Origin of the sequence: Mycobacterium leprae TN (assembly GCF_000195855.1) — a bacterium.
GTDB lineage: Bacteria > Actinomycetota > Actinomycetes > Mycobacteriales > Mycobacteriaceae > Mycobacterium > Mycobacterium leprae.
Genome location: NC_002677.1, coordinates 2,724,982 through 2,746,954, shown reverse-complemented (window position 1 = coordinate 2,746,954; position 21,973 = coordinate 2,724,982). Strand labels below are relative to the sequence as shown.

The 21,973-nt window shown below is 58.3% G+C and carries 17 protein-coding genes, 1 tRNA gene and 8 pseudogenes; 14 read left to right on the top strand and 12 right to left on the bottom strand.

What is annotated here, in order from left to right; all coding sequences use genetic code 11:
- The first annotated feature begins 64 nt into the window (after nucleotides 1-64).
- From ML_RS11870 to ML_RS16770, 6 genes and pseudogenes are all read left to right on the top strand, one after another.
- On the top strand, nucleotides 65-361 hold the full coding sequence (locus tag ML_RS11870; RefSeq protein WP_049769876.1) for a glutamate--cysteine ligase family protein: 297 nt from the start codon (nucleotides 65-67) through the stop codon (nucleotides 359-361).
- Between the two features lie 113 nt (nucleotides 362-474).
- Nucleotides 475-819 (top strand): hypothetical protein, encoded by a 345-nt coding sequence (locus tag ML_RS11865; protein WP_111481085.1) that lies wholly within the window; start codon nucleotides 475-477, stop codon nucleotides 817-819.
- A 130-nt stretch (nucleotides 820-949) separates the two neighbouring features.
- Entirely contained in the window at nucleotides 950-1,258 is a 309-nt protein-coding gene (locus tag ML_RS11860) for a hypothetical protein (RefSeq protein ID WP_049769874.1), read from the top strand.
- Nucleotides 1,255-1,434 (top strand): annotated as a pseudogene (locus ML_RS11855) (hypothetical protein); the annotation flags it as partial. The gene ML_RS11860 and the pseudogene ML_RS11855, both read left to right, overlap by 4 nt.
- A 21-nt stretch (nucleotides 1,435-1,455) precedes the next feature.
- Nucleotides 1,456-1,805 (top strand): annotated as a pseudogene (locus ML_RS11850) (ergothioneine biosynthesis PLP-dependent enzyme EgtE); the annotation flags it as partial.
- Nucleotides 1,806-1,966: 161 nt separating this feature from the next.
- Nucleotides 1,967-2,202: pseudogene (locus ML_RS16770) on the top strand (PE family protein); the annotation flags it as partial.
- Nucleotides 2,203-2,421: 219 nt separating this feature from the next.
- Here the strand turns inward: ML_RS16770 and ML_RS11835 are convergent.
- Nucleotides 2,422-2,595 carry a hypothetical protein gene (locus tag ML_RS11835; RefSeq protein WP_156511815.1) on the bottom strand — a complete coding sequence of 58 codons (174 nt, stop codon included), beginning with the start codon at nucleotides 2,593-2,595 and terminating at the stop codon, nucleotides 2,422-2,424.
- A gap of 1,020 nt (nucleotides 2,596-3,615) precedes the next feature.
- Here ML_RS11835 and glpK point away from each other — a divergent pair.
- A complete protein-coding gene (gene glpK, locus ML_RS11830) occupies nucleotides 3,616-5,142 on the top strand; it encodes a glycerol kinase GlpK (protein ID WP_010908827.1) in 1,527 nt (508 codons plus the stop codon).
- 265 nt (nucleotides 5,143-5,407) lie between these two features.
- Here glpK and ML_RS11825 read toward each other — a convergent pair whose 3' ends face one another.
- The gene (locus ML_RS11825) at nucleotides 5,408-5,974 is read right to left on the bottom strand and encodes a PadR family transcriptional regulator (RefSeq protein ID WP_172591924.1); all 567 of its coding nucleotides are present in this window, start codon (nucleotides 5,972-5,974) and stop codon (nucleotides 5,408-5,410) included.
- Between the two features lie 469 nt (nucleotides 5,975-6,443).
- Nucleotides 6,444-7,091 (bottom strand): annotated as a pseudogene (locus ML_RS11820) (RDD family protein); the annotation flags it as partial.
- Here ML_RS11820 and ML_RS11815 point away from each other — a divergent pair.
- Nucleotides 7,085-7,192 (top strand): annotated as a pseudogene (locus ML_RS11815) (GatB/YqeY domain-containing protein); the annotation flags it as partial. The pseudogenes ML_RS11820 and ML_RS11815 sit on opposite strands and share 7 nt — an antisense overlap.
- Nucleotides 7,193-7,231: 39 nt before the next feature.
- Here the strand turns inward: ML_RS11815 and ML_RS11810 are convergent.
- The 5 genes and pseudogenes from ML_RS11810 to ponA2 form a co-directional block, all read right to left on the bottom strand.
- Complete coding sequence (locus ML_RS11810) at nucleotides 7,232-7,432, bottom strand: hypothetical protein (RefSeq protein ID WP_049769872.1); 201 nt, start codon at nucleotides 7,430-7,432, stop codon at nucleotides 7,232-7,234.
- A 2,652-nt stretch (nucleotides 7,433-10,084) separates the two neighbouring features.
- A tRNA-Pro gene (locus tag ML_RS11805) sits at nucleotides 10,085-10,158 on the bottom strand.
- 78 nt (nucleotides 10,159-10,236) lie between these two features.
- Nucleotides 10,237-11,228 (bottom strand): annotated as a pseudogene (locus tag ML_RS16765) (pyridoxal-phosphate dependent enzyme); the annotation flags it as partial.
- Nucleotides 11,225-12,285 (bottom strand): annotated as a pseudogene (locus tag ML_RS11800) (metallophosphoesterase). The pseudogenes ML_RS16765 and ML_RS11800, both read right to left, overlap by 4 nt.
- A gap of 71 nt (nucleotides 12,286-12,356) precedes the next feature.
- Complete coding sequence (ponA2, locus tag ML_RS11795; protein ID WP_010908823.1) at nucleotides 12,357-14,768, bottom strand: transglycosylase/D,D-transpeptidase PonA2; 2,412 nt, start codon at nucleotides 14,766-14,768, stop codon at nucleotides 12,357-12,359.
- 373 nt (nucleotides 14,769-15,141) lie between these two features.
- On the opposite strand from ponA2, the gene ML_RS11790 reads away from it, so the two are divergent.
- Nucleotides 15,142-15,492, top strand: a complete 351-nt coding sequence (locus tag ML_RS11790) for a WhiB family transcriptional regulator (RefSeq protein ID WP_041323318.1) — start codon at nucleotides 15,142-15,144, stop codon at nucleotides 15,490-15,492.
- A 104-nt stretch (nucleotides 15,493-15,596) separates the two neighbouring features.
- Here ML_RS11790 and ML_RS11785 read toward each other — a convergent pair whose 3' ends face one another.
- Nucleotides 15,597-16,742: an ArsA family ATPase gene (locus tag ML_RS11785; RefSeq protein WP_010908821.1), complete on the bottom strand. Its 1,146-nt coding sequence runs from the start codon at nucleotides 16,740-16,742 to the stop codon at nucleotides 15,597-15,599.
- Nucleotides 16,739-17,764, bottom strand: a complete 1,026-nt coding sequence (locus ML_RS11780; protein ID WP_010908820.1) for an ArsA-related P-loop ATPase — start codon at nucleotides 17,762-17,764, stop codon at nucleotides 16,739-16,741. The genes ML_RS11785 and ML_RS11780 overlap by 4 nt, the downstream gene beginning before the upstream one ends.
- Nucleotides 17,765-17,885: 121 nt before the next feature.
- Here ML_RS11780 and ML_RS11775 point away from each other — a divergent pair, with 121 nt between their 5' ends.
- The 3 genes from ML_RS11775 to ML_RS11765 are packed head-to-tail and all read left to right on the top strand — an operon-like array spanning nucleotide 17,886 to nucleotide 19,293.
- Nucleotides 17,886-18,047 carry a DUF4177 domain-containing protein gene (locus ML_RS11775; RefSeq protein WP_111481084.1) on the top strand — a complete coding sequence of 54 codons (162 nt, stop codon included), beginning with the start codon at nucleotides 17,886-17,888 and terminating at the stop codon, nucleotides 18,045-18,047.
- A complete protein-coding gene (locus tag ML_RS11770) occupies nucleotides 18,044-18,499 on the top strand; it encodes a RidA family protein (protein ID WP_041323316.1) in 456 nt (151 codons plus the stop codon). Before ML_RS11775 ends, ML_RS11770 begins: the two co-directional genes overlap by 4 nt.
- A gap of 5 nt (nucleotides 18,500-18,504) precedes the next feature.
- Entirely contained in the window at nucleotides 18,505-19,293 is a 789-nt protein-coding gene (locus ML_RS11765; RefSeq protein WP_010908818.1) for an MBL fold metallo-hydrolase, read from the top strand.
- 77 nt (nucleotides 19,294-19,370) lie between these two features.
- On the opposite strand, the gene crp is transcribed toward ML_RS11765, so the two are convergent.
- On the bottom strand, nucleotides 19,371-20,045 hold the full coding sequence (gene crp, locus ML_RS11760; protein ID WP_010908817.1) for a cAMP-activated global transcriptional regulator CRP: 675 nt from the start codon (nucleotides 20,043-20,045) through the stop codon (nucleotides 19,371-19,373).
- Nucleotides 20,046-20,235: 190 nt separating this feature from the next.
- Nucleotides 20,236-20,359: pseudogene (locus ML_RS18200) on the bottom strand (hypothetical protein); the annotation flags it as partial.
- A 135-nt stretch (nucleotides 20,360-20,494) separates the two neighbouring features.
- Here ML_RS18200 and nth point away from each other — a divergent pair.
- Together nth and ML_RS11750 are read left to right on the top strand one after the other, a co-directional pair.
- Nucleotides 20,495-21,232 carry an endonuclease III gene (gene nth / locus ML_RS11755; RefSeq protein WP_162618339.1) on the top strand — a complete coding sequence of 246 codons (738 nt, stop codon included), beginning with the start codon at nucleotides 20,495-20,497 and terminating at the stop codon, nucleotides 21,230-21,232.
- A 50-nt stretch (nucleotides 21,233-21,282) separates the two neighbouring features.
- Nucleotides 21,283-21,930, top strand: coding sequence for a TlpA family protein disulfide reductase (locus ML_RS11750; RefSeq protein ID WP_010908815.1), 648 nt, complete (start codon nucleotides 21,283-21,285; stop codon nucleotides 21,928-21,930).
- Nucleotides 21,931-21,973: the final 43 nt, after the last annotated feature.

Sequence of the window (21,973 nt, the reverse complement as noted above, 5' to 3'; positions counted from 1 at the left end):
CGCCCAGTAAATTGCTGACGGCTTTTCTGGTCAATGCGCTGCTGGGGCCGGATGGGTTTTCGGAATGGAAGCCGCACGTTACGACCCGGCCGATCCGCAGCGCAGGCCGGGCTGGTATGGAAATATTACGGTTTTGCAGTGGCTTAGCCCGCTGCCGGGCGGTAGCGTGGTGAAGGTCGAACCCGGTAGTGGTATCGAACTGTACGGTCAGTTGGCCGACGCCGGGGTATTTGCGATCGATGGGACGAAGTACGACCAGGCCGCGCTGTGGTCGGCCTTTGCCGGCGCCGATCTGGAGCTGGTTTTCCTGGGCGCGAACTCGTTGCAGCCAGCTGAGTCCGTTAACCCCGGTGTGCGTTAATAGGCGACGGAACAGTTCTTCGCGGCCAACGACTCGCGGGTGACGGATGCTGGTGATGAGATCACGTCGGCCGCCTTAGTTCGGGTTAACGTGGACGCTGGGCCACAAGCCGGATGGGCGGTGCGGATGTGGCTAGTATACGACCTGGCGTTAACTGGGATATCGTTATCGTCGCCAACTTCCCGATAGCTTGTGTGGGGAATTCTCTGGCCGGGTCTACACCCGGCAGCGGGTGTGGGGGCCAGGTGGACTCCGCACGCTGCGGCCTCATCCTGGAGCCAGTGGCGATTATCCCCTGCACCGACTGGGCTCGCTATGAGCTCAAGCCGTCGGCGATGCTGGTGCACAATCTGGACGTTGCGGACCTGACTGCGATCGCGTATTTACGCTCTTTGCCAGCTGGGCGGAAGGCTTTGGTCCTGTCCGCGGCTACCGCCGTCCGATCGTCGTCGACCTAGGTTATGCGCTTGACGACCTTGTTCACATAGGTCTGCCCACGACAGTGACTGAAAATTCGCTATCTTGATAGCTCATCGGATACCTTCTGGGCCGCCCTGGCGTTTATTCTGTTGGCTCTGCCTCGACGACTTGACCCGACCCGCCGCCGAAATCGTGGCTGAGGCCGTTGAAACGGTGATCACCGCCTGGGACACCGCGGCTTGGGTCGGTCTGCGTGACCGGCGGTTGTACGTGGCGACCAACCAGTGTGTGTGTCCGTCGCCGTTGCAAACGCTCCGATACAGTTTCAACGGCACTATGGAACGACTGGTCCGCAAGGTTGAGCAGGGGCGCTGTCCCGGCTACGACTTTTCCGACCGGGCAATCAAGTACGACATCGCGGCTACGTTAGCTTCCCGAGTCCGGCGCGGTCGGCCCAAGGGGTTTGTGACGTCCTGAGGAGGGCAGCTAGCCGACTATCTGACACCCGTACCTTAGATGTCTCGACGTTGTGGCTAGTAAATTTCGACGACGCCGAACTTGGCTGGCATTACGATCTGTTGATGAGCCCACTGGCGTGGGATCTGGTGCACATTGGTCAGCAGGAAAAGCTGTGGTTGCTGGGAGGCGGTGACTCGAAGTAGGCGTAGACGAATCTGTCGATGGCCCAGCAACTCGAGCTTGGCGAGGCCAATATCACTGCGCGATTGGGTTTTGGTAGCCCTGGGTCAACATTTGGCATGCGGACCGGTGACCGTGCGGGCACACTTGGCCGTGCTAGGCAGCATCAGCCGGACGGTGCTGGCCGATGTGTGCTGGGTGACGGGTGGTCGAGGAGGGTCGACAAGCCAAGTGCGATCCCTATACTTGCTCCGGATGAGGATGCCGATCCGCAGGCGGTGCGGGCATGACTGTGCTAGCTGAACGGCGGATTTTGATCGCCTCCGCTTCAGTGGAGCGACCTCCTCTGCGGCTGGCTGCTCCGGTGTTGCAGATCTCGCCGTACGGCCCAATACCACTGCCGACGATCGGTAGTTTCCCTTCGTCGAGGTTTTAGAGGGCGCAACCACCGGCTATCTGATGCCGCTGAATACCGCAGCAAAAAAAGTTAAAGTTAGAGTGGTCTCCCGTCCGGGCTCTATACGATAGCGCTTTGGACAATTGTTGATGACGATTGAGCGAGGGAGATACGGATACTGTAGATTACAGTTGGGCGAGAGATATGTGGCAATCGCCGCGAAGGATTTGGCAAGTATTGGCTCGGCTATCAGCGTTGCTAATATGGCCGTCGCGGCCTCGACTACGGGGGTGTTAGCGGCCTGGTGTCGGTGGCCCCGGCGGCGTTGTTTTCGGGTAACGTACAAGCAACTATCAGGCGCTGAGTGCTCAAGCGGCGATGTTGCAGTGGCAGCCGGTGGCAATGCCGTGGTCGGTCTCGTCGACTTCATTGGGTCCGCTTTCCAGCTCGGCGGGAAAGCGGACCCTCGGCGAACACCAGCACTTAATGGCTGACGTCCGAGGCTGACCCCACGTGGTAAACCGGACTCAAGTACCCGTCGCGACTCTCCACCGGTAACGAGGGTAACAGCGTGGAGTCGACCACCGTATTGAACCGCCCGTCATTAGCAAGTCAATGCAGTGATATCGGCCTGTACGAAGCTGGTGGTGGCCAACCTGCGTTCCTGGGCTGCCCTTTTGGCTGTCGCGACCGCGGTGCGTGTGGGATAGATGTCTAGCACGGTGTCGTCGGCGATCAGCGCCAACGACAGCGCAGCAAACTCGTAGCCAGCACCCAACACGTCATTGCGGAATTTGCTTGCTGCCTATCAACACAGCCAACTCTTGCTGCGGGTCAACCATATTCTATGGCTGCAGATCCTCGAATTGGCTCTACCCCCGGTAGTCGCTGTCTCAGTGCATTACTTCAAGATTACATAGTTTCCAACTTATGCGCGGTTACCTGGTCCAGATGTGTACCGGCCGTTGGCATGTATGTACTTGCAGTACTGTAGCAGCATCTTGACCATTGCAGCTGGGCATCTACCCTGTCTAGGGTAGACTCGCAGAAATTTTCCTGTGCTGTAAAGAAACCCATCTTGGTCCACAGTGGACGCTCCTATTCGGACATGTTGTGTAGCGCGCCGTAGTGAAATGCTGAATTCGCAGACATGTAAACAACGTTTAGTTCTGGCTGGCAACACCGGTTCTCTAACAGTAAGCGAGGAAGATCCGACTCTTGAAGGCCGTATACTGCACTGAATAGCTCATCCAGCTGTCGATCAGATAGCGTCGGCAAGATGCCGATCATGACGATATGGGTCACACTGGAGTTTGACTTGGCCTCAGCATCGTTCAGGCTGGTGCGCACTTCGCCCTCCAGACCCAGACTCGTATGTCCAGGCAGTGGTCGGAGTGTAGCATTGAATTCGATGTTGTAAAATGATAATTCGCTTTGGTAGACGGGATCGTCACTGGCGTCCAGCACGTACCGGCTCGATCTGGAGGGCTAGCAGTCAGCGGCGAAAAGGTTACATTCGACCTCCATGCGGGTAAGTGCCCAGTTGGCATCGAACTGGGCACTCCGCAAGTTTCGTTTCGAAGATGTTTGAATACTACCGCATCTTGCGCTGGTATTCACGCTGATGTGTGCGATTATACTTATTTATGTGGGCCGCTTAACTTCTTCTTCCACATTGCGGATGCAAAAGGTTTACCAGCTGTCACGTAAGGATGACAGGCTGACCTGAGCTGGAATACGCCGGGTGATAGACCATCATGGACCATGAAGTGTCACAGTTCACGTCGAAGGAGCGCAGTTGGCCGAGTTCGCTGAATTCATAGCCGCCATCGACCAGGGCACCACCAGCACCCGCTGCGTGATTTTCGATCATAATGGTGCTGAGGTGGCCCGCCACCAGCTTGAGCACGAGCAAATCTTGCCCCGCTCCGGCTGGGTCGAACATAATCCCGTTGAGATTTGGGAACGCACCGCGTCAGTGCTGATGTCGGTGCTGAACGCCACTAATTTGTCAGCTAAAGATATTGCAGCGCTTGGAATTACTAACCAACGTGAGACTACCCTGGTGTGGAATCGGAACACCGGAAGGCCGTATTGCAATGCGATCGTTTGGCAAGACACCCGCACTGACCGTATCGCGGTCGCGCTTGACCGAGATGGCCGCGGAGAGGTGATCCGCCGCAAAGCCGGGTTGCCGCCGGCGACCTATTTTTCCGGCGGGAAATTGCAATGGATCTTAGAGAACGTCGACGGGGTAGGCGCCGCTGCTGAAAACGGTGAAGCACTCTTCGGCACCCCCGATACCTGGTTATTGTGGAATCTGACCGGTGGTCCGCGGGGTGGCGTACACGTCACCGATGTGACCAACGCTAGCCGGACCATGCTGATGGACTTAGAGAAGCTGGATTGGGACGACGAGCTGTTGTCGTTTTTTTCCATCCCTCGGGCGATGTTGCCGGCGATCGCGTCGTCTTCACCGCTGCAGCCCTACGGTGTCACTTTAGCGGACGGACCCGTCGGTGGTGAAGTGCCGATCACAGGAGTCTTGGGCGATCAGCATGCGGCGATGGTTGGTCAGGTGTGTCTAGACGCGGGGGAAGCGAAAAACACTTACGGCACCGGCAATTTTTTGCTGCTTAACACCGGTGAGGCTATCGTGAGATCCGGTAACGGCCTGTTGACCACCGTTTGCTATCAGTTCGGGGATGCCAAACCCGTCTACGCGCTTGAAGGTTCGATCGCGGTGACTGGCTCAGCGGTGCAGTGGTTACGTGATCAGTTGGGCATCATCAGCGGCGCTGCTCAAAGCGAATCGCTGGCCCGTCAGGTCGTTGACAATGGCGGGGTGTACTTCGTACCGGCATTTTCCGGGTTGTTTTCCCCGTATTGGCGGTCCGATGCACGAGGCGCAATTGTGGGGCTATCACGGTTCAACACCAACGCGCATCTGGCCCGCGCGACGTTGGAAGCTATCTGTTATCAGAGTCGGGACGTGGTGGACGCGATGGCAGCAGATTCTGGTGTGCGCCTTGATGTCTTGAAGGTCGATGGTGGTATCACCAGTAATGACTTGTGCATGCAGATTCAGGCCGACGTGCTGGGCGTGGACGTGGTACGCTCGGTAGTTGCTGAGACTACTGCGCTGGGCTCTGCCTATGCGGCGGGTCTAGCGGTCGGGTTTTGGGCTGGTCCGTCAGATCTACGGGCCAATTGGCAAGAGGATAAGCGTTGGACGCCGACGTGGGGCGAGGACCAGCGTGCCGCGGCGTATGCGGGTTGGCGTAAAGCCGTGCAGCGGACGTTGGATTGGGTCGATGTGTCCTGACGTAGTGCATGAGGACTGCTGACCGGGGTTCAATCTCTGTCGACGGGAAGTGGTGGCACTTTTTGTGGGTGCCCTCACTTCCGGCTTCTCCAGTCCCGCGCTGTTGCGGATGAAGCATTTGGCTCGCTCGACTGTATTGCCGTAGAGTTCTATCAACATTTGTTGAAGCGTCCGCTACCTGGTCCGTCGAGTGGCTTGAGTGGACTTTTCTGCACAACGATACGTTAGTCTGGCTGGCCTGTTCATGGTGTGTTCACGGGATAGGTCAGTTCTCGCCGAGGATGCCGTAGATCTCGCGTCGTGCGTTGTTGATGGTGTCGATGATGCGCTGTTGTTGGTCGGCGCTGGCGGTGTGTGCAGATTGCGTGACCGCGCCGAACAGCTGGTTCATGGCTGTTCGTAGGTTGATGTATCCAGGATTGATGCCTTGGGCGATCTGGTCCCACGGCGGCATCTCAACTTTCGCGGCCGCAGCGCGGCCATCGTCGGTTAGCTCGAAAAGCTTCTTGCTGCCGTCGGTTGCACTTGCCGTGATCAGGTTTTTGTCGGAGAGCAGCTGGAGCGTCGGGTACACTGAGCCGGGGCTTGGCCGCCATATTCCGTTGCTCCGTTCGGCGATTTGTTGGATCATTTGGTAGCCGTGCATCGGCCGCTCGGTGAGCAGCATCAGAATGGCTGCCCGCACGTCGCCGCGTCGGCCTCGGCCCGCGTCGCCGCGGCGACGCGGGCCAAAGCTGAAACTGAACTCCGGGCCAGGGCCAGGGCTGAAACCGAATCCGAGGCTTGGCTCTGCCGCGAAAGGTCCGTTAGGAGGAAGGAATGGGTCGTTCATATTCGTAATCCTTTGTGTTTGAGAAGCACTGGCCATAATCCTACGATGATAATATCACGAAATATCGTTTAACTAACGTGATGCACCGTTATCTGTGTCAGGCTTGTTGCGTTCAGCTGTGTGAAGGTCGCACCGCTTGAGGAACAGTTAAGAACGGCACCCTATCGTTGGGCGCGCTGTGCGTGTTGTGCACCGGGTTGGTGGCTGGCAGTGACCGTTATGTTTTTGCGCTTCGTGCCGTGATGAGTACCGATGGTCACCTATGTACCAACCCAGGATCTGGGGAGATTGATTTAGGCGTGTTGTTCTACGGCTAACCTCTGCTGGCGGTGTTGGTCATCGGGTACTCTGCTTTTTTCGTGAAACGCCCCGCGAGCATCGCAGTCTCACTGTGTCGATGGGGCGCTGTTGGTTGCCAACTTCGCCACACTGGCGGCCGTGGCCGTGCATTAGCGAAAGGAGCGAAAATCTACCGATGTCCGGATGCGACTAGGAATTGGGTGCTGCAAATGCCTGCCCAGGCAACCCGGGGAGGGACGGGATATTTGGACACCGTCGGTGACGACGGTGTCGGGCCGACCGGTGTTGGACGAAGCTGTACCAGCTTATGGCGATGTCTTTCGGCGAGCACGGCGGCCAGCATCAGTTGTGGCGGGGTGCTGGACGGGGGTGGTGGGGCTATACGAGACATCACGTCACCAGTAATCCGGTAAGCCATTTGTTCTTGTAGTTGGGGATCAAGTTGCGGTGCTCGGGAAAGGAATTGGTGTGCGAGCTCGGCCTGCCTAGTGTTGAGGCCCGATAGCTGCAGCGACGACGCCCACCACGCCAATGACGGTGGCATAGCCGGCGAAGGACCGCGCTGAGGACGGCGTTCACTGATTACGACTGTGCCGGGAAAGATATCGCCGATATGTTTGGCCTTAGGTGACAACATGCTGCAGATTACCGCGGGACTTCCTAACAACATCCAGATTTCCACCACCGACGCCAGCACGCGAAACAGCGCCTGCCGGAAATGTTCCGGGCTACCGTCGTCGGAAACCACCCGCAGGCCCATCGCAATCTTTCCCAGTGACTGTACCCGCGTTGCGGTTTCTAAGACCCAAGTTGCTGGCCGCGATCCAGACCGAGGTACTCTCGGATAAACAGGCGAGATAGCTCCCTGACGACGAGGTTGTCAGGGTATTGGCTAGAGAATCCCGCAAACGTGGCGAGTTCGTCGACACGAAGTGCCCAGTTGAGGCGCCGCGCATTTTAGTGATGCAAGCCGAATAGCAACATCAGGGTCACCGCCACTAGTGATTCGGCGAGGGCGACTTCAATGCCGTACCGATACGCCGAATCCAGATCTGACACAGCCAATAGATTAAGTGAAGAGCTGGTGGGTGCAGCCGCAAGCGGTGCCTCCGCGCCGTACTCGTCGAATTCGATCGCCCCGAACATTGTCTTGGCCATCGTCTGTTAGACGGTGGAATCGTCCAGGCGTGCGGATAGCCTGTCGTGAGGTTATACAAATACAACGATCTGTGCATGAAGTATTCGCGCATCTGCTGTCAGCTTCTGTTGTCGCGTAAACAGTATGATGGAACTGTGCTATCCGCGGGGATCTGTTGAGAGCACTTCCATTCGGTTACCAATGTTTAGCCTGGTTCGATTGAACTGACGTCGTGGCACACGCCTGCCAGGAAAGCCCGCTCCAATTCTGCACCTAGCTGCAGCAACATTGGATTCCATTACCAGGCCGCGTCCACGTATGCAAAACCTCGGTAATGCAGCTCTTAGCAAATGAATAGGCCAGCTGCAAGTCAGAGTCCGAATCACGTGCAGATGCGCTTATGTGGATGCGGTGCGGGTACGGTGAAGATGCGTCGCACGGCCGTCGATAGTGATCCGTTTGCCAACGATAGGTTAAGGGCTCGACCTATGTAGGTTGCTGGACTCCCGTTCCCCACTGGGCACGGCAGGCAGCCAGCCATGGGTAATCGGTGAGCGAGTCACATCCATCTTGTCCCCTACTGCGGGTCAATGAAAACAGTTTACTTATGCGGTAGTGCAGGAGGAGTTCATACGATCACGCCTTGACCGCAGGCTATTTCATGTACGGTGGCTCCAGTTCAGGAAAGATAGGCACACTACGGTAGGAGATATCGTAGCGTGGTTCCGGGTGAAGCCTTGTCCAGCTCTACCGAGTTGTTGATGGCCCTGATTAGTATCAAGCTTCGTCCGCTATTCCTCGGGTCGACGGTCGGTTCCTTCCACGAGCTGTAATCGGCTACCCGACAGTGGATTTTGCTACAACATCAACTTCAATTAGCATTTTTCCGACATTGTGTCCGCGATGTGTGTGCTCAACGCTGTTGGTGCATGCAGCGTTGACAGCGAACACGGTGTCGGTTCCCAGTGCTTCCGTAATGTCAGAAGCCAGCAGCCACCTGGCAAGCCGGTGCCTAATATCGCGATTTTATCCGGGAAAATATCTATATTCGGTTCGAATCGGCTTCTGTTGGTGCCGGTATTATCACCATCGCGGCATCCCCGCCATATCCCGCTGTTGGAGCCAGGCCGCGAAGCATAGCATCTGCCACGGCAGTTTAATGGAAAACCCATTCTATCTACTCAAGAGTTTGCTGTGTAGGTGATTTCGTCGTAAATAGCCTTGTATTTTCGCTAGACTAACCCATCGGTGAAGAACATCGGTGTCGAGCGGGATTCTTAGTATCTGGAAGGCTTGCTGACGGGGTTCGTCGTGGTGGACCACAAGCGGAACGGACGTGGTATCCAGTCAGTACTGCTATGTCGACGCTGTAACCGGACCCAGAATCCTTCACCGACGACTTTAACGTATTTCTACGCTTGGGTATTGCGTATCACCAACTAAATTTGGGGACGTGCGCTTACAGCGTCTCGGTACAATTTCTGATAGGGAAAACAGTGAAGACGTTGCGATTGGTGGAACTGGGGTACTCGGGGAAAGAATTGTAGACAAAATGCGCTACCACGCTACGGATTTTTCACTAAATTGACGGCTATTTTGGTGGCTGCTGCGAAAGCAGCTGACGTTGGACACTACGTCGTAGATGTTAATCGTTGATGTCGAACAATTTATCCTAAGCTACTACTAGCGGGCGAAGATCGTTCAAGAGAAGCTCTTCGAAGAATCGGAAATTCCATATTTACTTGATCGTGCGAGCCACCCAGTTCGCGGAATTCACCGATGCGAGTTCGGCGTAGCTCATGGCCGACGGTGAGGTGCGACTACCGGACGCGTTTATCCAGCCTATCGTTGCCGCCGAACTCGCAGCCGAGGTCGCCCGTGTGGCACAGGTGAACGATTGGGCGGCATCGTGAATGTCATAAGGCCGAAGAAGATCTCGTTCGAGCAGATGGCCCGCTAAATCGTGACCTGGTCAGACGAAACCAAGACAGTCGTCTTAGACCCCGAAGCGACTTACTTCAGGACACCGTTTTCCATGAACGGCCTGGTTACTGCATAGGCCTGTCTGTTTGCATCGGCAGAGGTGGCAGCAATGTACGCGATGGTGCAGTCACTTTCGTCGACAGTTAGGTGAAAGAGTCAGAACCATTTCGCCGGAAAGGATCTCATTACTGTGTGCGGAACAGAAAGAAGTTAGCAATGGCCCGTCGTGTCGGGGTAGTTACCGGGACGCCGTCACCGCGCAGGCTGAGGAAGTGGCGGCGGTGATTGTCGTGGCCGGCGGACCTTGATTTCTCGGCGAACCCGATCATTTTGTTCCTTGCGATTCATATCGGTGACAATCCTTAAACCTGCGAGGTCTTGGATGCTCTTCAGCCCCGAATCGCCGTGGCTTTCGAGTTTATCCAAGATCGTGCTCGAGCTGTTGACGCAGCGAGTTGGCGCGACACCTAACCTGTGCGCTCACCCGCGCGACTGCGGTATCCGGAATCTTGCCCTAGGACTTGAGCAGGGTTTGCAACATTTCTAGATCCATCGGGTCAGGATTCGCCGTTCTGGCTAGACGGCTGTTAGCAACGTTGTGCTCAAGCCGTAATTGGTTGCCGTCAATGACAACAGCCCGGCCAAGAAAACTATCTGGGGTGACAACCTTTGCCACCGGGCACTTTCAGTCGGGGTGGCGGGATTTGAACCCACGGCCTCTTCGTCCCGAACGAAGCGCGCTACCAAGCTGCGCCACACCCCGCTTTAAGCGACGACAGCCTATCGCACCGGCCGTCATACTGGCCAAATTGCGGTGCCCTAGGCAGTGCGAGTCAGCTCTCCAATGGCACGATCGTTCGAACTTCACCAGCGTCTCGGCAGGCCTGTTGAGATTGCATCCTTGGGCGCTGCCCCCAGTCGTCGTTGCATTAGGGGTCGACGTAGTGGTTGCCACTGTCGTCGAGCAAAGTGACCACCGAACGGTTGTGGCTACCATCTCGGTGAGCAGGACGAACGTTCCCTGCGGGTGGCGACGATCGATGCTGGGTTTGGAACCGCGAACATGCCGGTCGACCACCCCGGGCAGGAATGATGGCTCAGCCAGCGGTCGCCCTATGCCCTCGATGCAGGACGACGTGGGCATGACGATGTCGTATCGAACTTTGGCGTACGTACCGTACCGCCGGTAACGGATGGAGCGGACGATCGTCGCGCTGGTTCCGCCAGTGCCAGTTTCTATCACAATCCATCTCGGAATGAGGTGTTTCTCTTCGAGTATTTGTAATTTAGATCGATTCGACGATGTTGTTGTTGCCGCGTCAGTCGGTCGCCTGCTCGGTGTTGGCAACCTGGTCCAGATAGTGCCGCTGTTATTCTGCGCGAGACGTTGAGCCTAGGCGTAGATATCTTGCTTGAGTTCTTCACGAAATGGCACTGGTTCGCCTTGTGAGTCGATGAGTGCCACCTTAGAAGCACTGGGTTGCCGCCGGCATCACAAGAGATGAACGGCAGACCGAGCAATGCCTGCGAAGCAGACCTCGGAGACCGCCGTCGCCTCCACCATCGTGATGCCTTCGTTGATACACTTTTTGCCACAGCGCATAGAGTAACGACGAGCGTCTCAGTTGGTGTTTGAGACTGCCGGTTATACGGGTTGTCTCGTCTTTGAGGTACAGATCGATGTCGACATCTATGTATCAGGCCGACAGCAGGCGGGTACCGTAGCAAGTGGGTGTCAGCACTGCGACGAGCGTCGGTCTCGATCAGCTGGATTGCGTTGTCAGTCCAGTTGCGTGGGAGGTCGTGGCCCGCTATCTCGATGTGCCCGTTCAACGCACTGCAGCTGTTGGTTGCGAACGGCCCCGGTTCTTACGGGACTCTCGACTCGACTACCCATCGGGGTGGCGATCAACGTCAGCAGGGTTGCTTCGGGTCGGCAGCAGAATCGCATTGGCGCAAGCGGTGAGGTGCCTATTCCCGCGGAGACATGCAACCGCATATCCGCATCCCAGCGTGATAGCCCCTTCGCCCGAGACCGGTCCAGGCCACAGTTGGTGACTAGGGCTCCGTAGAACGGCAGGCACAATTGGCCGCCGTGGGTGTGGCCGGCCATCACCAGCTGGTAGCAGTCGGCGGCGAAGCGATCCAGCACCCGCGGTTCCGGCGAATGGGTCAACCCCAGTCGCAGGTTCGCAACCGGGCTGGCGGGGCCTGCAATTGTGTCGTACCGGTCCCGGCTGATGTGCGGGTCATCCACGCCTGCGGCGGCAATGTGCAGTCCAGCTACCTCGAACTCGCGACGGGTGTGGGTCAGGTCAAGCCAGCCGCGTTCAGTGAACGCTGCCCGCAGATCCTTCCACGGCAACGGTTTACCACGGACCCGGTGCGTCGGGTTGGTCAGGTAGTTCACCGGATTCTTTAGGTGTGGTCCGAAGTAGTCATTGCTGCCGAACACAAAGACACCTGGCCGAGACAGCAGATTGCCCAATGCTTGGATCACCCCGGGTACTGCCTTGGGATGCGCCAAGTTGTCACCGGTGTTGACTACCAGGTCGGGTTGCCAGGTGGCCAGGTCGCGGAGCCAGGCTTGTTTGCGACGCTGGTGGGGCATCATATGGATATCGCTGATATGCAGTACTCGCAATGGCGTGGAGCCCGGCGTCAAGATTGGAATGGTCAGCTCACGTAGGACGAACGCGTTGCGCTCGACGATCGAGGCATAACCGACCCCTGTGGCTGCGGAGCTGAGCACTAAGGCACCGGTGCGGATCAAAATGGGCCATGCTCGGTGACCCCTGACTTTCGCGCGGGCCGCAGGACCAGTGTGGAGGCGTCTCCAGCAGCGCAGCGGCGAGGGGGAAAGTGGGGTAGTCAGGCGTGTGTCAGCCATGCAAGCAGCCTACTGTTAGTCTCGGACCGACAAGACAACGCAAGTCCGTTGGCAAAGCGCCCTTTGCGGGTTTACGGAGGCGCTAGTAGCGGAATGGTGATTGGCGGCAAGCCGGGAATTTCGATGACCTGCGATCCAACCGAGGGTGGCATCGGCGGGCCGCCTTCCGGCGGCGGTGGCGGAGCCGGCGGTATGCCGCTGCTGGTTTGAATTGTAATGATCGAACCCGGAATTGTTTGGCCGCTGGGTGTGGTGCCGACCACTGCGCCGAGCTTGGCGGTGCTGTTGATCAAGGTGGGCTGATCGGCAACCTGGAAACCTGCCCCCTTCAGGCGCTGGCGCGCCGCGTCCAGGTCCAGTCCGGTCACGCTTGGCACCTGTGAACCGGGAGAACCGTCGACGTAGCGCGGATCGGTCGGTGGCAAGCGGACTTCACCGAATTTGGTGGCGATCGGCTTCATCGCGGTGAACCAGGTTCGGGCTGGCTCGTTACCGCCGTATAAGTCACCGTTGCTGCAGTGCCGCAGTGGACCGGAGCACAGATTCGTTGGCGAGGTGGAATCGTCGTAGATATAGTTGGCCGCTGCGTAGTGGTTGGTGAAACCTACGAAGCCGGAGGATCGGTGGGCTTCTGTGGTGCCAGTTTTGCCTGACATTGGTAGATCCCAGCCTGCTGCACCGGCAGAACCGGCCGCGGTGCCGCTGCCCTTTGTGTCTTTGCTCATTGCGTTGGCCAACGTGTTGGCCAAACCCTCGGGCACCACCCGATCGCAGGTCTCGACCGTAACGGCAACTTCGTTGCCGTTACGGTCGAACAGTTTGTCAATTGGGTTCGGCGGGCACCACATCCCACCCGATGCCAGCGTCGCCGCGACATTCGATAACTCCAGCGCGTTGACCTTGATCGGGCCCAGGGTGAACGAACCGATGTTCTGCCGTTTTACGAAGTCGGCTAAGCTTTCGTTGCTGTCCGGATTATAGTCGCGGGCTGTGCCGGGGGTTGTATAGGACCGCAACCCGAGTTTGATCGCCATGTCCACCGTGCGCGCCACCCCGACTTGCTGGATCAGCTTGGCGAATGCGGTGTTGGGTGAGGTGGCTAGGGCGTCGGTGACGTTCATCGACCCTCGGTAATTACCGGCGTTGATCACGCACCAGGTTTCCTTAGGGCACCCCTTGGCTCCGCCGCTTCCCATCCCTTTGGCCTGGAACCGGCTCGGAACCTCGAGTTTGGCGTTGATGCCCATCCCCATGTCCAGTGCGGCGGCCGTGGTGAAGATCTTGAAGACCGACCCAGCCCCGTCGCCGACCAGGGAAAATGTCTGTGGTCGCATGGTTTCACCGGCCTCGGTGTCTAGCCCGTATCTGCGGTTGCTGCCCATCGCGATCACGCGATGGGCATCTTTGCCCGGGGTGATTACGCTCATCACACTGGAGATGCCCGCCAGGTTTGGGCTGGCGAACTTGTCGATGGCCGCTTTGACCGGGGCTTGGACGTTAGGGTCAAGAGTGGTGCGGATGAGGTAGCCGCCCTTGGCTAGCCGATCTTTGCTGATCCCGGCGTGGGACAAATACTCCTGGACATAGTCGCAGAAGAATGCTCGGTCGCCTGCCGCGATGCAGCCCCGAGGCAGCTCGTTGGGCCGTGGCAATATCCCCAGCGGCTCAGTCTTGGCGGCGCGCAGTGCCTCGGCGTCCTGCGGTAGGTTTTCGATCATGGTGTCCAGCACCAAGTTTCGCCGGGCCAACGCGCCTTCAGGGTTGGTGTACGGGTTGAGCGTGCTGGTCGATTGCACCATGCCGGCGAGTAGTGCTGCTTGTTGCCAATTTAGGTCGGACGCGTTGACGCCGAAGTAGGTCTGCGCTGCATCTTGCACGCCGAAAGAGTTGTTGCCGAACGACACCAGGTTCAAGTAGCGGGTCAGGATCTCGGGTTTGGTGAACGTCTTGTCCAGCGTGAGCGCTATCCGGATCTCGCGCAGCTTGCGTGCCGGGGTGGTTTCGACGGCCGCACGTTTTTCGGCGTCGGTTTGAGCGGTTACCAGTAACTGATAGTTTTTCACGTACTGCTGCTCGATCGTCGAACCGCCGCGAGTGTCCACGTCGCCGGATGCGTAGCCGGCCAGTCCGGTCAGGGTGCCCGGCCAGTCCACACCGTTGTGGTCGGTAAAGCGTTTATCCTCGATGGAAACGATGGCCAGCTTCATGGTGTTGGCGATCTTGTCGGTGGGTACCTCGAATCGGCGTTGCGAGTACAGCCACGCGATCGTGTTTCCCTTCGCGTCGACCATTGTCGATACCGCGGGCACCTCGCCCTCGAGAAGTTGGGCCGATCCGTTGGCTACCACTTCCGAAGCACGGTTGGATATCACCCCCAGTCCGCCGGCCAACGGGAACATCATTGCGGTGGTGACAACGCCGGCCAATAGGCAATACCCCGCAAGCTTGAGAACTGCGAGGACGGCTGGGAGGCGCTCTGACATGTGTACTACGGTAGCCCCCAGTTGTGGCGACTAGCAGTGAAGTCGCATAGAAATCTTGAGCGACTGGTTATCAGCAACTTTGTCGATGATCAGCACCGAAGTTTTCGTGCGCGTCGCTGGTTGGCTCCTACGCGTCACTGGTTGGCTCCTAAAAGTGGTGCGCAGTGCTCCTTACCATGATCACGTCGGGAAGGAACGCTTGTCCTTAAAAAAGCGTTATCAGATTGTTGTGCAATTGGCCTCTGGTCACACTTAACTGTAGACTCACAGTGAGATATATAACAACTATGAAGATGGTGTGGCGTAGATCGCATAACGGTCTTCACCAGAGGAAGGCGGCCGTGAATTGCGGCCGGGAGGAAGGTAACAGCTCGTGGCAAAAACACGACCGGCCGCCCGTAGAACAAACCTGTCCGCCGCCAAGAGTCCTCTCCATAGTGTCGACGCCGAGGAGCGCATTGCCTGGGTTTCCAAAGCGTTGTGTCGGGCGACGGATCCGGATGAGTTATTTGTCCGGGGTGCCGCTCAACGTAAAGCCGCGGTGATCTGTCGTCACTGCCCGGTAATGCAGGAGTGTCGGGCAGACGCGTTGGACAACAAGGTTGAGTTCGGTGTTTGGGGAGGCATGACCGAGCGCCAGCGCCGGGCACTGCTCAAGCAGCATCCCGAGGTCGTGTCGTGGGCGGATTTCTTCGACACGCGCAAGCACCGCAATGTTAGCTAAGTTTGTATAGGCTCAGTCGATCAGGGGCTTTAGTTCACCGAGGACGCCTCCGGAAGGCCCGCATTACTCAAAGTTACTTAACTTGTTACTATTCCCGGGGTTCTTCAGTGGCTCGCAGTGAGGCGATCGGCGATCGCACGCAGCGCCTCTAGGTCCGATACGTCGAACGGCAGCAACGGTATCCCGATGACTGGTACGTGGGGGTTAGCGCCGGTGAAGCGAGACAGCAACCGGGCCTCGCGCTTGGCGGTCTGCCCGCGGTCGGCATGAATCCTCAGCACTGCTGTCGCCAGGGATGCGGCCGCGGAATTGGTGATCTCGTCTTGCAGCGTCTTGCTTGCGTCGATCGCCTGCTCCACGGGCAACGCGCACAATGTCGGGTGGGTGCGATTTAACATGAGCCCTGCCAGCGGCATATTTTCCTGCGATAGCCGGTCGACGAAGAAGGACGCCTCGCGCAGTGCGTCGGGTTCGGCCGCCGATACCACCACGAACTGGGTGCCGCGCTGCTTCAGCAGCGCGTAGGTGCGATCGGCTTTTCCGCGGAAACCGCCGAATGTCGCGTCCAGCGATTGCACGAAAGTTGCTGCGTCGGCCAGCATCTGTGAACCGAGCACCGTAGACAGGGCTCTCATCGCCAATCCCATGGCTCCGGTCACCAGCCGCCCGATACCTCGTCCGGGGGTGAGTAGCAGCCTCCCCAGTCGGCTATTCATGAAGTTTCCCAACCGTTTTGGCGCGTCCAGGAAATCCAGTGCGTTGCGTGACGGCGGGGTATCGACCACTACCAAGTCCCAGCGGTCCTGGCTAAGTAGTTGACCGAGCTTCTCCATTGCCATATACTCTTGCGTGCCAGCAAGCGATGTGGCGACCGTTTGATAGAATTCGCTATTCAGAATCGCTTGTGCCCGCTCCGGTCCGGAGTATTGGACGACCATTTCGTCGAATGTGCGGCGCATGTCAAGCATCATCGCGTGCAATTCACCGGGGACTTCGGGTGCTAGCGGGACCCGCTGTGGGGTGTTGCCGAGGTCGTTGACTCCCAATGCCTGTGCTAACCGCTTGGCCGGGTCGATCGTCAAAACGACTACAGTGCGGCCATATTCGGCCGCCTGTAACGCCATCGCGGCCGCAGTGGTCGTTTTGCCTACGCCCCCGGCGCCGCAGCACACCACCACTCGATTGGAAGTGTCCGCCAAAATCGCTGCCATATCGAGGGTAGGCGGCCTGTGGGAAGTAGGGGCAGTCATCGAACCCCCTGTTGTGCAAGCGATTCCGAAAGCTCATACAGGTTACCAAGGTCGACTCCGTCGGAGATGGCCGGTAGGTCTAGTCGTGGTACCTGCAAGGTGTCCAGCTGCTGAGCTGCCTCGGCGCGCGTGGTAATTACCATAGCATACTGAATGGTTTCGGTCAGCAGGCCGGCGAAGTCGGCGTCGTTGAGCTTGATTCCGGCCATCGCTAATCCCTTCCGCACTGTGTCTGCGTCGATGTCACCCTCTGCCACCTTTGCCAGGTCGTGGTGCCCTAGGTAGCACGGTATGTTGCGGTTCACGATCACGCTGCCGATCGGTAGCTCCATGTCGGCAAGCTCCTGAATGGCTTCCAGCGTCTCTTGTACTGGCAATGCCTCGAGCAGGGTGACTAGGTGGATAGCAGTCTGGTCGGAGTGCAGCAACTCCACCACGCCTTGGCTTTGCGAGTGCACTGGTCCGTCCTTGGCCAAATTGGACACCGCTTTGGTGACATCCAGGAAACGCGTGATGCGGCCGGTCGGCGGCGCATCGACAACTATCGCGTCATAGACTGGGTTTTTGGCTCCTTTGTTTATGCGAACCACCGACTCTTTGATCTTACCGGTGAGCAGCACGTCGCGCAGACCGGGAGCGATCGTTGTTGCGAACTCGATCGCACCGATGCGGCGCATAGCCCGCCCGGCAAGGCCCAGGTTGTAGAACATGTCGAGGTATTCCAAGAACGCGGCCTCGATGTCGATGGCCAAGGCGTTGACCTGGCCGCCACCCGCAGCGGTTGCGATTTTTAGTTCTTGGTAAGGCAGGGGTGGGACATCGAAGAGTTGTGCAATCCCTTGGCGCCCTTCGACTTCGATGAGAAGGACTTTGCGGCCTCCTGCTGCCAGGGTCAGTGCCAACGCGGCAGCGATCGTCGACTTTCCGGTACCGCCTTTGCCTGTAACAAGATGCAAACGGGCCTTGGACAAGCGGGTGGGCCAGCCGATGGCACTATCTTTACCAGAGGTGGGTGTCACCATCGCATGCTAGCCCGCTCGACCTGCGTTCCTCGTAAAGCAGTGTAGGTGCTTACAACACGGGCTCGTGGCTGGCCACCAGGCTGACCAGAGCTGTATGAAATCCGACCGTTAAGCTCGCATCATGAGCCAAACTACCGCATGGGAGTATGTCACGGTTCCTCTGCTGACGCACGCCACCAAACAAATCCTCGATCAATGGGGCGCCGATAGTTGGGAGTTAGTGGCGGTGCTGCCCGGCCCCACGGGCGAGCAGCATGTTGCATACTTGAAGCGTCCGAAATGAGCGTTTTAGCCCGGCTTGGACAACTAGGTATCGAGCTTCCGCAAGCGGCGCCGCCGTTGGCTTCCTATGTTTCGGCGGTGCGCACCGGTAACTTGGTATACACCTCGGGCCAGCTGCCAATCGAGGACGGGCGGTTGCCCCAGACCGGTAAGGTCGGTGCCGATGTCAGCCTAGGCGAAGGCAAGGCGTTGGCGCGGATTTGCGCGCTCAACGCGTTGGCGGCTGTGGATTCCTTGGTGGGTCTCGACTCGGTGACCGGGGTGGTCAAGGTCGTTGGATTCGTTGCCTCCAGTTCAGGCTTCAATGGCCAGCCGAGCGTCGTGAATGGAGCATCCGACTTGTTCGCTGAGGTATTCGGTGATAGAGGTAGGCATGCGCGTTCGGCAGTCGGTGTGGCAGAGCTACCGCTGGGTGCACCAGTGGAAATTGAGTTGATCGTGGAACTAGGCTAGCTTCCGTGGCCGAGGTGGTCAAGTGGCTAGCCCATCCCGCATACGGCCGGCTGCGGGCGGTCACCGACACAGCGTCGGTTCTGTTGGCTGATAACCCTGGTTTGTTGACGTTGGAGGGCACCAACACTTGGGTGTTGCGTGGCCCGGGCAGCGGTGAGTTAGTCATTGTTGATCCCGGGCCAGGTGATGAACACATTGTACAGGTTGCTACGTTGGGTCGCATCGCGTTGGTGTTGATTAGCCACCGGCACCCCGACCATACTGACGGCATCGACAAGTTGGTCGAGCTGACCGGCGCACCGGTGTGCGCCGCAGACCCGCAGTTTTTACGGGGCGATGGGGTGACATTGACCGACCGTGAGGTGATCGATGCTGGTGGGTTGACGATTACCGTGTTGGCTACCCCGGGCCACACCGCCGATTCTATGTCGTTCGTCCTCGCTGACGCCGTGCTGACCGCCGATAGTGTGTTGGGCCACGGTACCACCGTGATCGATCCCGACGACGGCAGCCTGGCGGACTACTTGGAATCACTACATCGGCTAAGCGGCCTGGGCCGGCGAACGGTCTTGCCTGGACACGGGCCGGACTTGGCTAACCTGGAATCGGTCGCGTCAGGGTACCTGGTGCATCGGCAAGAGCGGCTGGAGCAGGTGCGCGCTGCGTTACGGGAACTTGGTGACGACGCGACTGCACGGCAGGTCGTTGAACATGTTTATGTCGACGTCGACGAGAAGTTCTGGGATGCGGCCGAATGGTCTGTTCAAGCGCAATTGGATTATCTGCGCCGCTAACACTCGCCGAGATTGATGTTGTCGTGGAAAAATGTCGAGAAAGCTTGTCGGCAAGTCGATTTCGATGTTAACGGCGCTTACCTCGCTCGTCGGGCGAGGCGTTCGGAGTCCGAGATCAGCACGCTCTTACCGTCTAAACGGATCCAGCCGCGGTGCGCGAAATCGGCCAGCGCCTTGTTCACCGTTTCTCGGGAAGCGCCTACCAATTGCGCGATCTCCTCTTGCGTCAGGTCGTGGGTGACCCGCATCGCGCCACCTTCCTGGGTGCCGAAACGCTGGGCGAGCTGCAACAGTTGCTTAGCCACCCGACCAGGCACGTCAGTGAAGATGAGGTCAGCTAGATTGTTGTTGGTCCGCCGCAGCCGCCGGGCTAGCACCCGCAATAGCTGTTCGGCGATTTCGGGACGATCGGCGATCCATGCTCGTAGAGCATCGCGGTCCATTGATACCGCTCGGACTTCGGTGATCGTGGTCGCGCTGGACGTCCGTGGTCCTGGGTCGAAGATTGACAACTCGCCGAACATGTCTGACGGGCCCATGATCGTGAGAAGATTCTCCCGGCCATCTGGTGAGCGGCGACCGATCTTGACCTTTCCCGAAACGATGATGTATAGCCGATCGCCTGGCTCGCCTTCAGTGAAAACTGTATGGCCACGGGGGAAGTCGACAGGTTGGAGTTGCTTGGTCAGCGCAGCTACGGCGCTGGGTTCCACCCCTTGGAAGATTCCTGCCCTTGCCAGGATCTCGTCCACTTTGCCCCTTAATTAGTTTTCTTGCGATGTCATATGGGTAGGCTAACCTCGGTTTACCTCTGTTTCGCTGACGAGCCTAGAGACTAGGGCTAACAGATTCAATTTGCCAACGCTACACACGATTGACGTGTTGGGTCGCATTAACCTGTGGATTGATCCGCCGACGCTGGTGTACTGGCGTGGGTAAGCCGGCCTTAGCGGGATCAAGAAACTCGGCGACGTTGGTCACGCTAACGGTGTCATGGGCCAGATTCCTTTTCCAATCGCTCCAATCCAAGCGTTGCGAGCATAAGCGTCATCGGCACACAGGTCATCAGCAACCATGACACAAGGAGAGTAAACCTGGCTCAGGTCTCAGTGGGATTACGAAATTCGGTACTCTGTCGTGGGTGACAGCAGCAAAGTTATACGGGCGTTCTAAAGTAATGCCCCTCACGCCTGGTGTCGACGTGGCCCGGCGCTGGTCCGGGGAAACCAGACTGGGTTTGGTGCGACGGGCGCGGAGGATGAATCGTGCATTGGCGCAAGCATTTCCGCATGTGTACTGTGAATTGGATTTCACGTCGCCGCTGGAGTTGACGGTGGCCACCATCCTTTCGGCGCAGAGCACCGATAAGCGGGTGAACTTGACGACACCAGCTGTGTTTGCGCGTTACCGGTCGGCGCTGGACTACATGCAAGCGGATCGCGCTGAACTAGAAAACTTCATACGTCCTACGGGTTTCTTCCGTAACAAGGCGGCTTCGCTTATCAGGCTCGGGCAGGCCTTGGTCGAGCGGTTCGATGGCGAGGTGCCCTCGACCATGGTTGACCTGTTTACGTTACCCGGTGTAGGACGCAAGACCGCTAATGTCATTCTGGGAAATGCGTTCGGTATCCCCGGGATCACTGTCGACACGCATTTTGGACGATTAGTGCGGCGATGGCGTTGGACGGCCGAAGAGGATCCAGTCAAGGTGGAGCATGCTGTCGGTGAACTGATCGAACGCGATCAGTGGACTTTGCTGAGCCACCGAGTGATCTTCCACGGTCGTCGGGTGTGCCACGCGCGCAAACCGGCATGCGGTGTTTGCGTACTTGCCAAGGACTGTCCCTCCTTCGGCCTTGGCCCCACTGAACCGCTGCTGGCCGCGCCTCTCGTCCAAGGCCCGGAAGCCGGGCACTTGCTGGCCCTGGCTGGACTATAAGTTCAGGTTGTAGATAACGGACCGTCCAACTCTGCCGCGTTGGGACCGCAATGAAGACCTTAACCCCGAAAACCTGTGGGACCATCGTAGTACTTGCAGTGGTGGTCGCGCTGGTGGCGGCTTTGGTGGGCCAGCTGCGCGACAACGCGCGAACCATCGAGATGACCCAGGCAACCATCGAACGCGAACATCGTGATGCCGACACTCCGGCTGCGTTGGCGGGGCCACGGGAGCATGCGAACCTGCCACCGTGTCCTGATGCCGGGAGTGGTCCAGGTCCGGCGGTATTGCGCGGTGTGGTGTTGGAATGCGCGTCGGACGGTTTCGCCGTCGATGTCGCTCGGGCGCTGGCCGGACGCCGGGTGGTCTTGAACTTGTGGGCCAGTTGGTGTGCGTCATGCCTGGGCGAACTGCCTGCGATGGTCGAGTATCAACGACGGGTCGGATCTGACGTGATGGTGGTTACGGTGCATCAAGACGAGAATGAGATGGCCGCGTTACTGCGGTTGGCGCAGCTCGGTGTGCGGCTGCCGACCCTGCAGGACGGTCGCCGGCGTGTTGCGGCGGCGTTCGGGGTCGCAAATGTGATACCCACTACTGTGGTCTTGCGCCCGGACGGTAGCGTTGCGCAGACGCTGCCTCGGGCTTTAGTGAGTGTCGACCAAATCGCGGCTGCGGTAGGGAACGACACGGGATGAGCGAGGTCGGCAATCCGGAGCGGTGGGAGGCCGGGCAACTGTG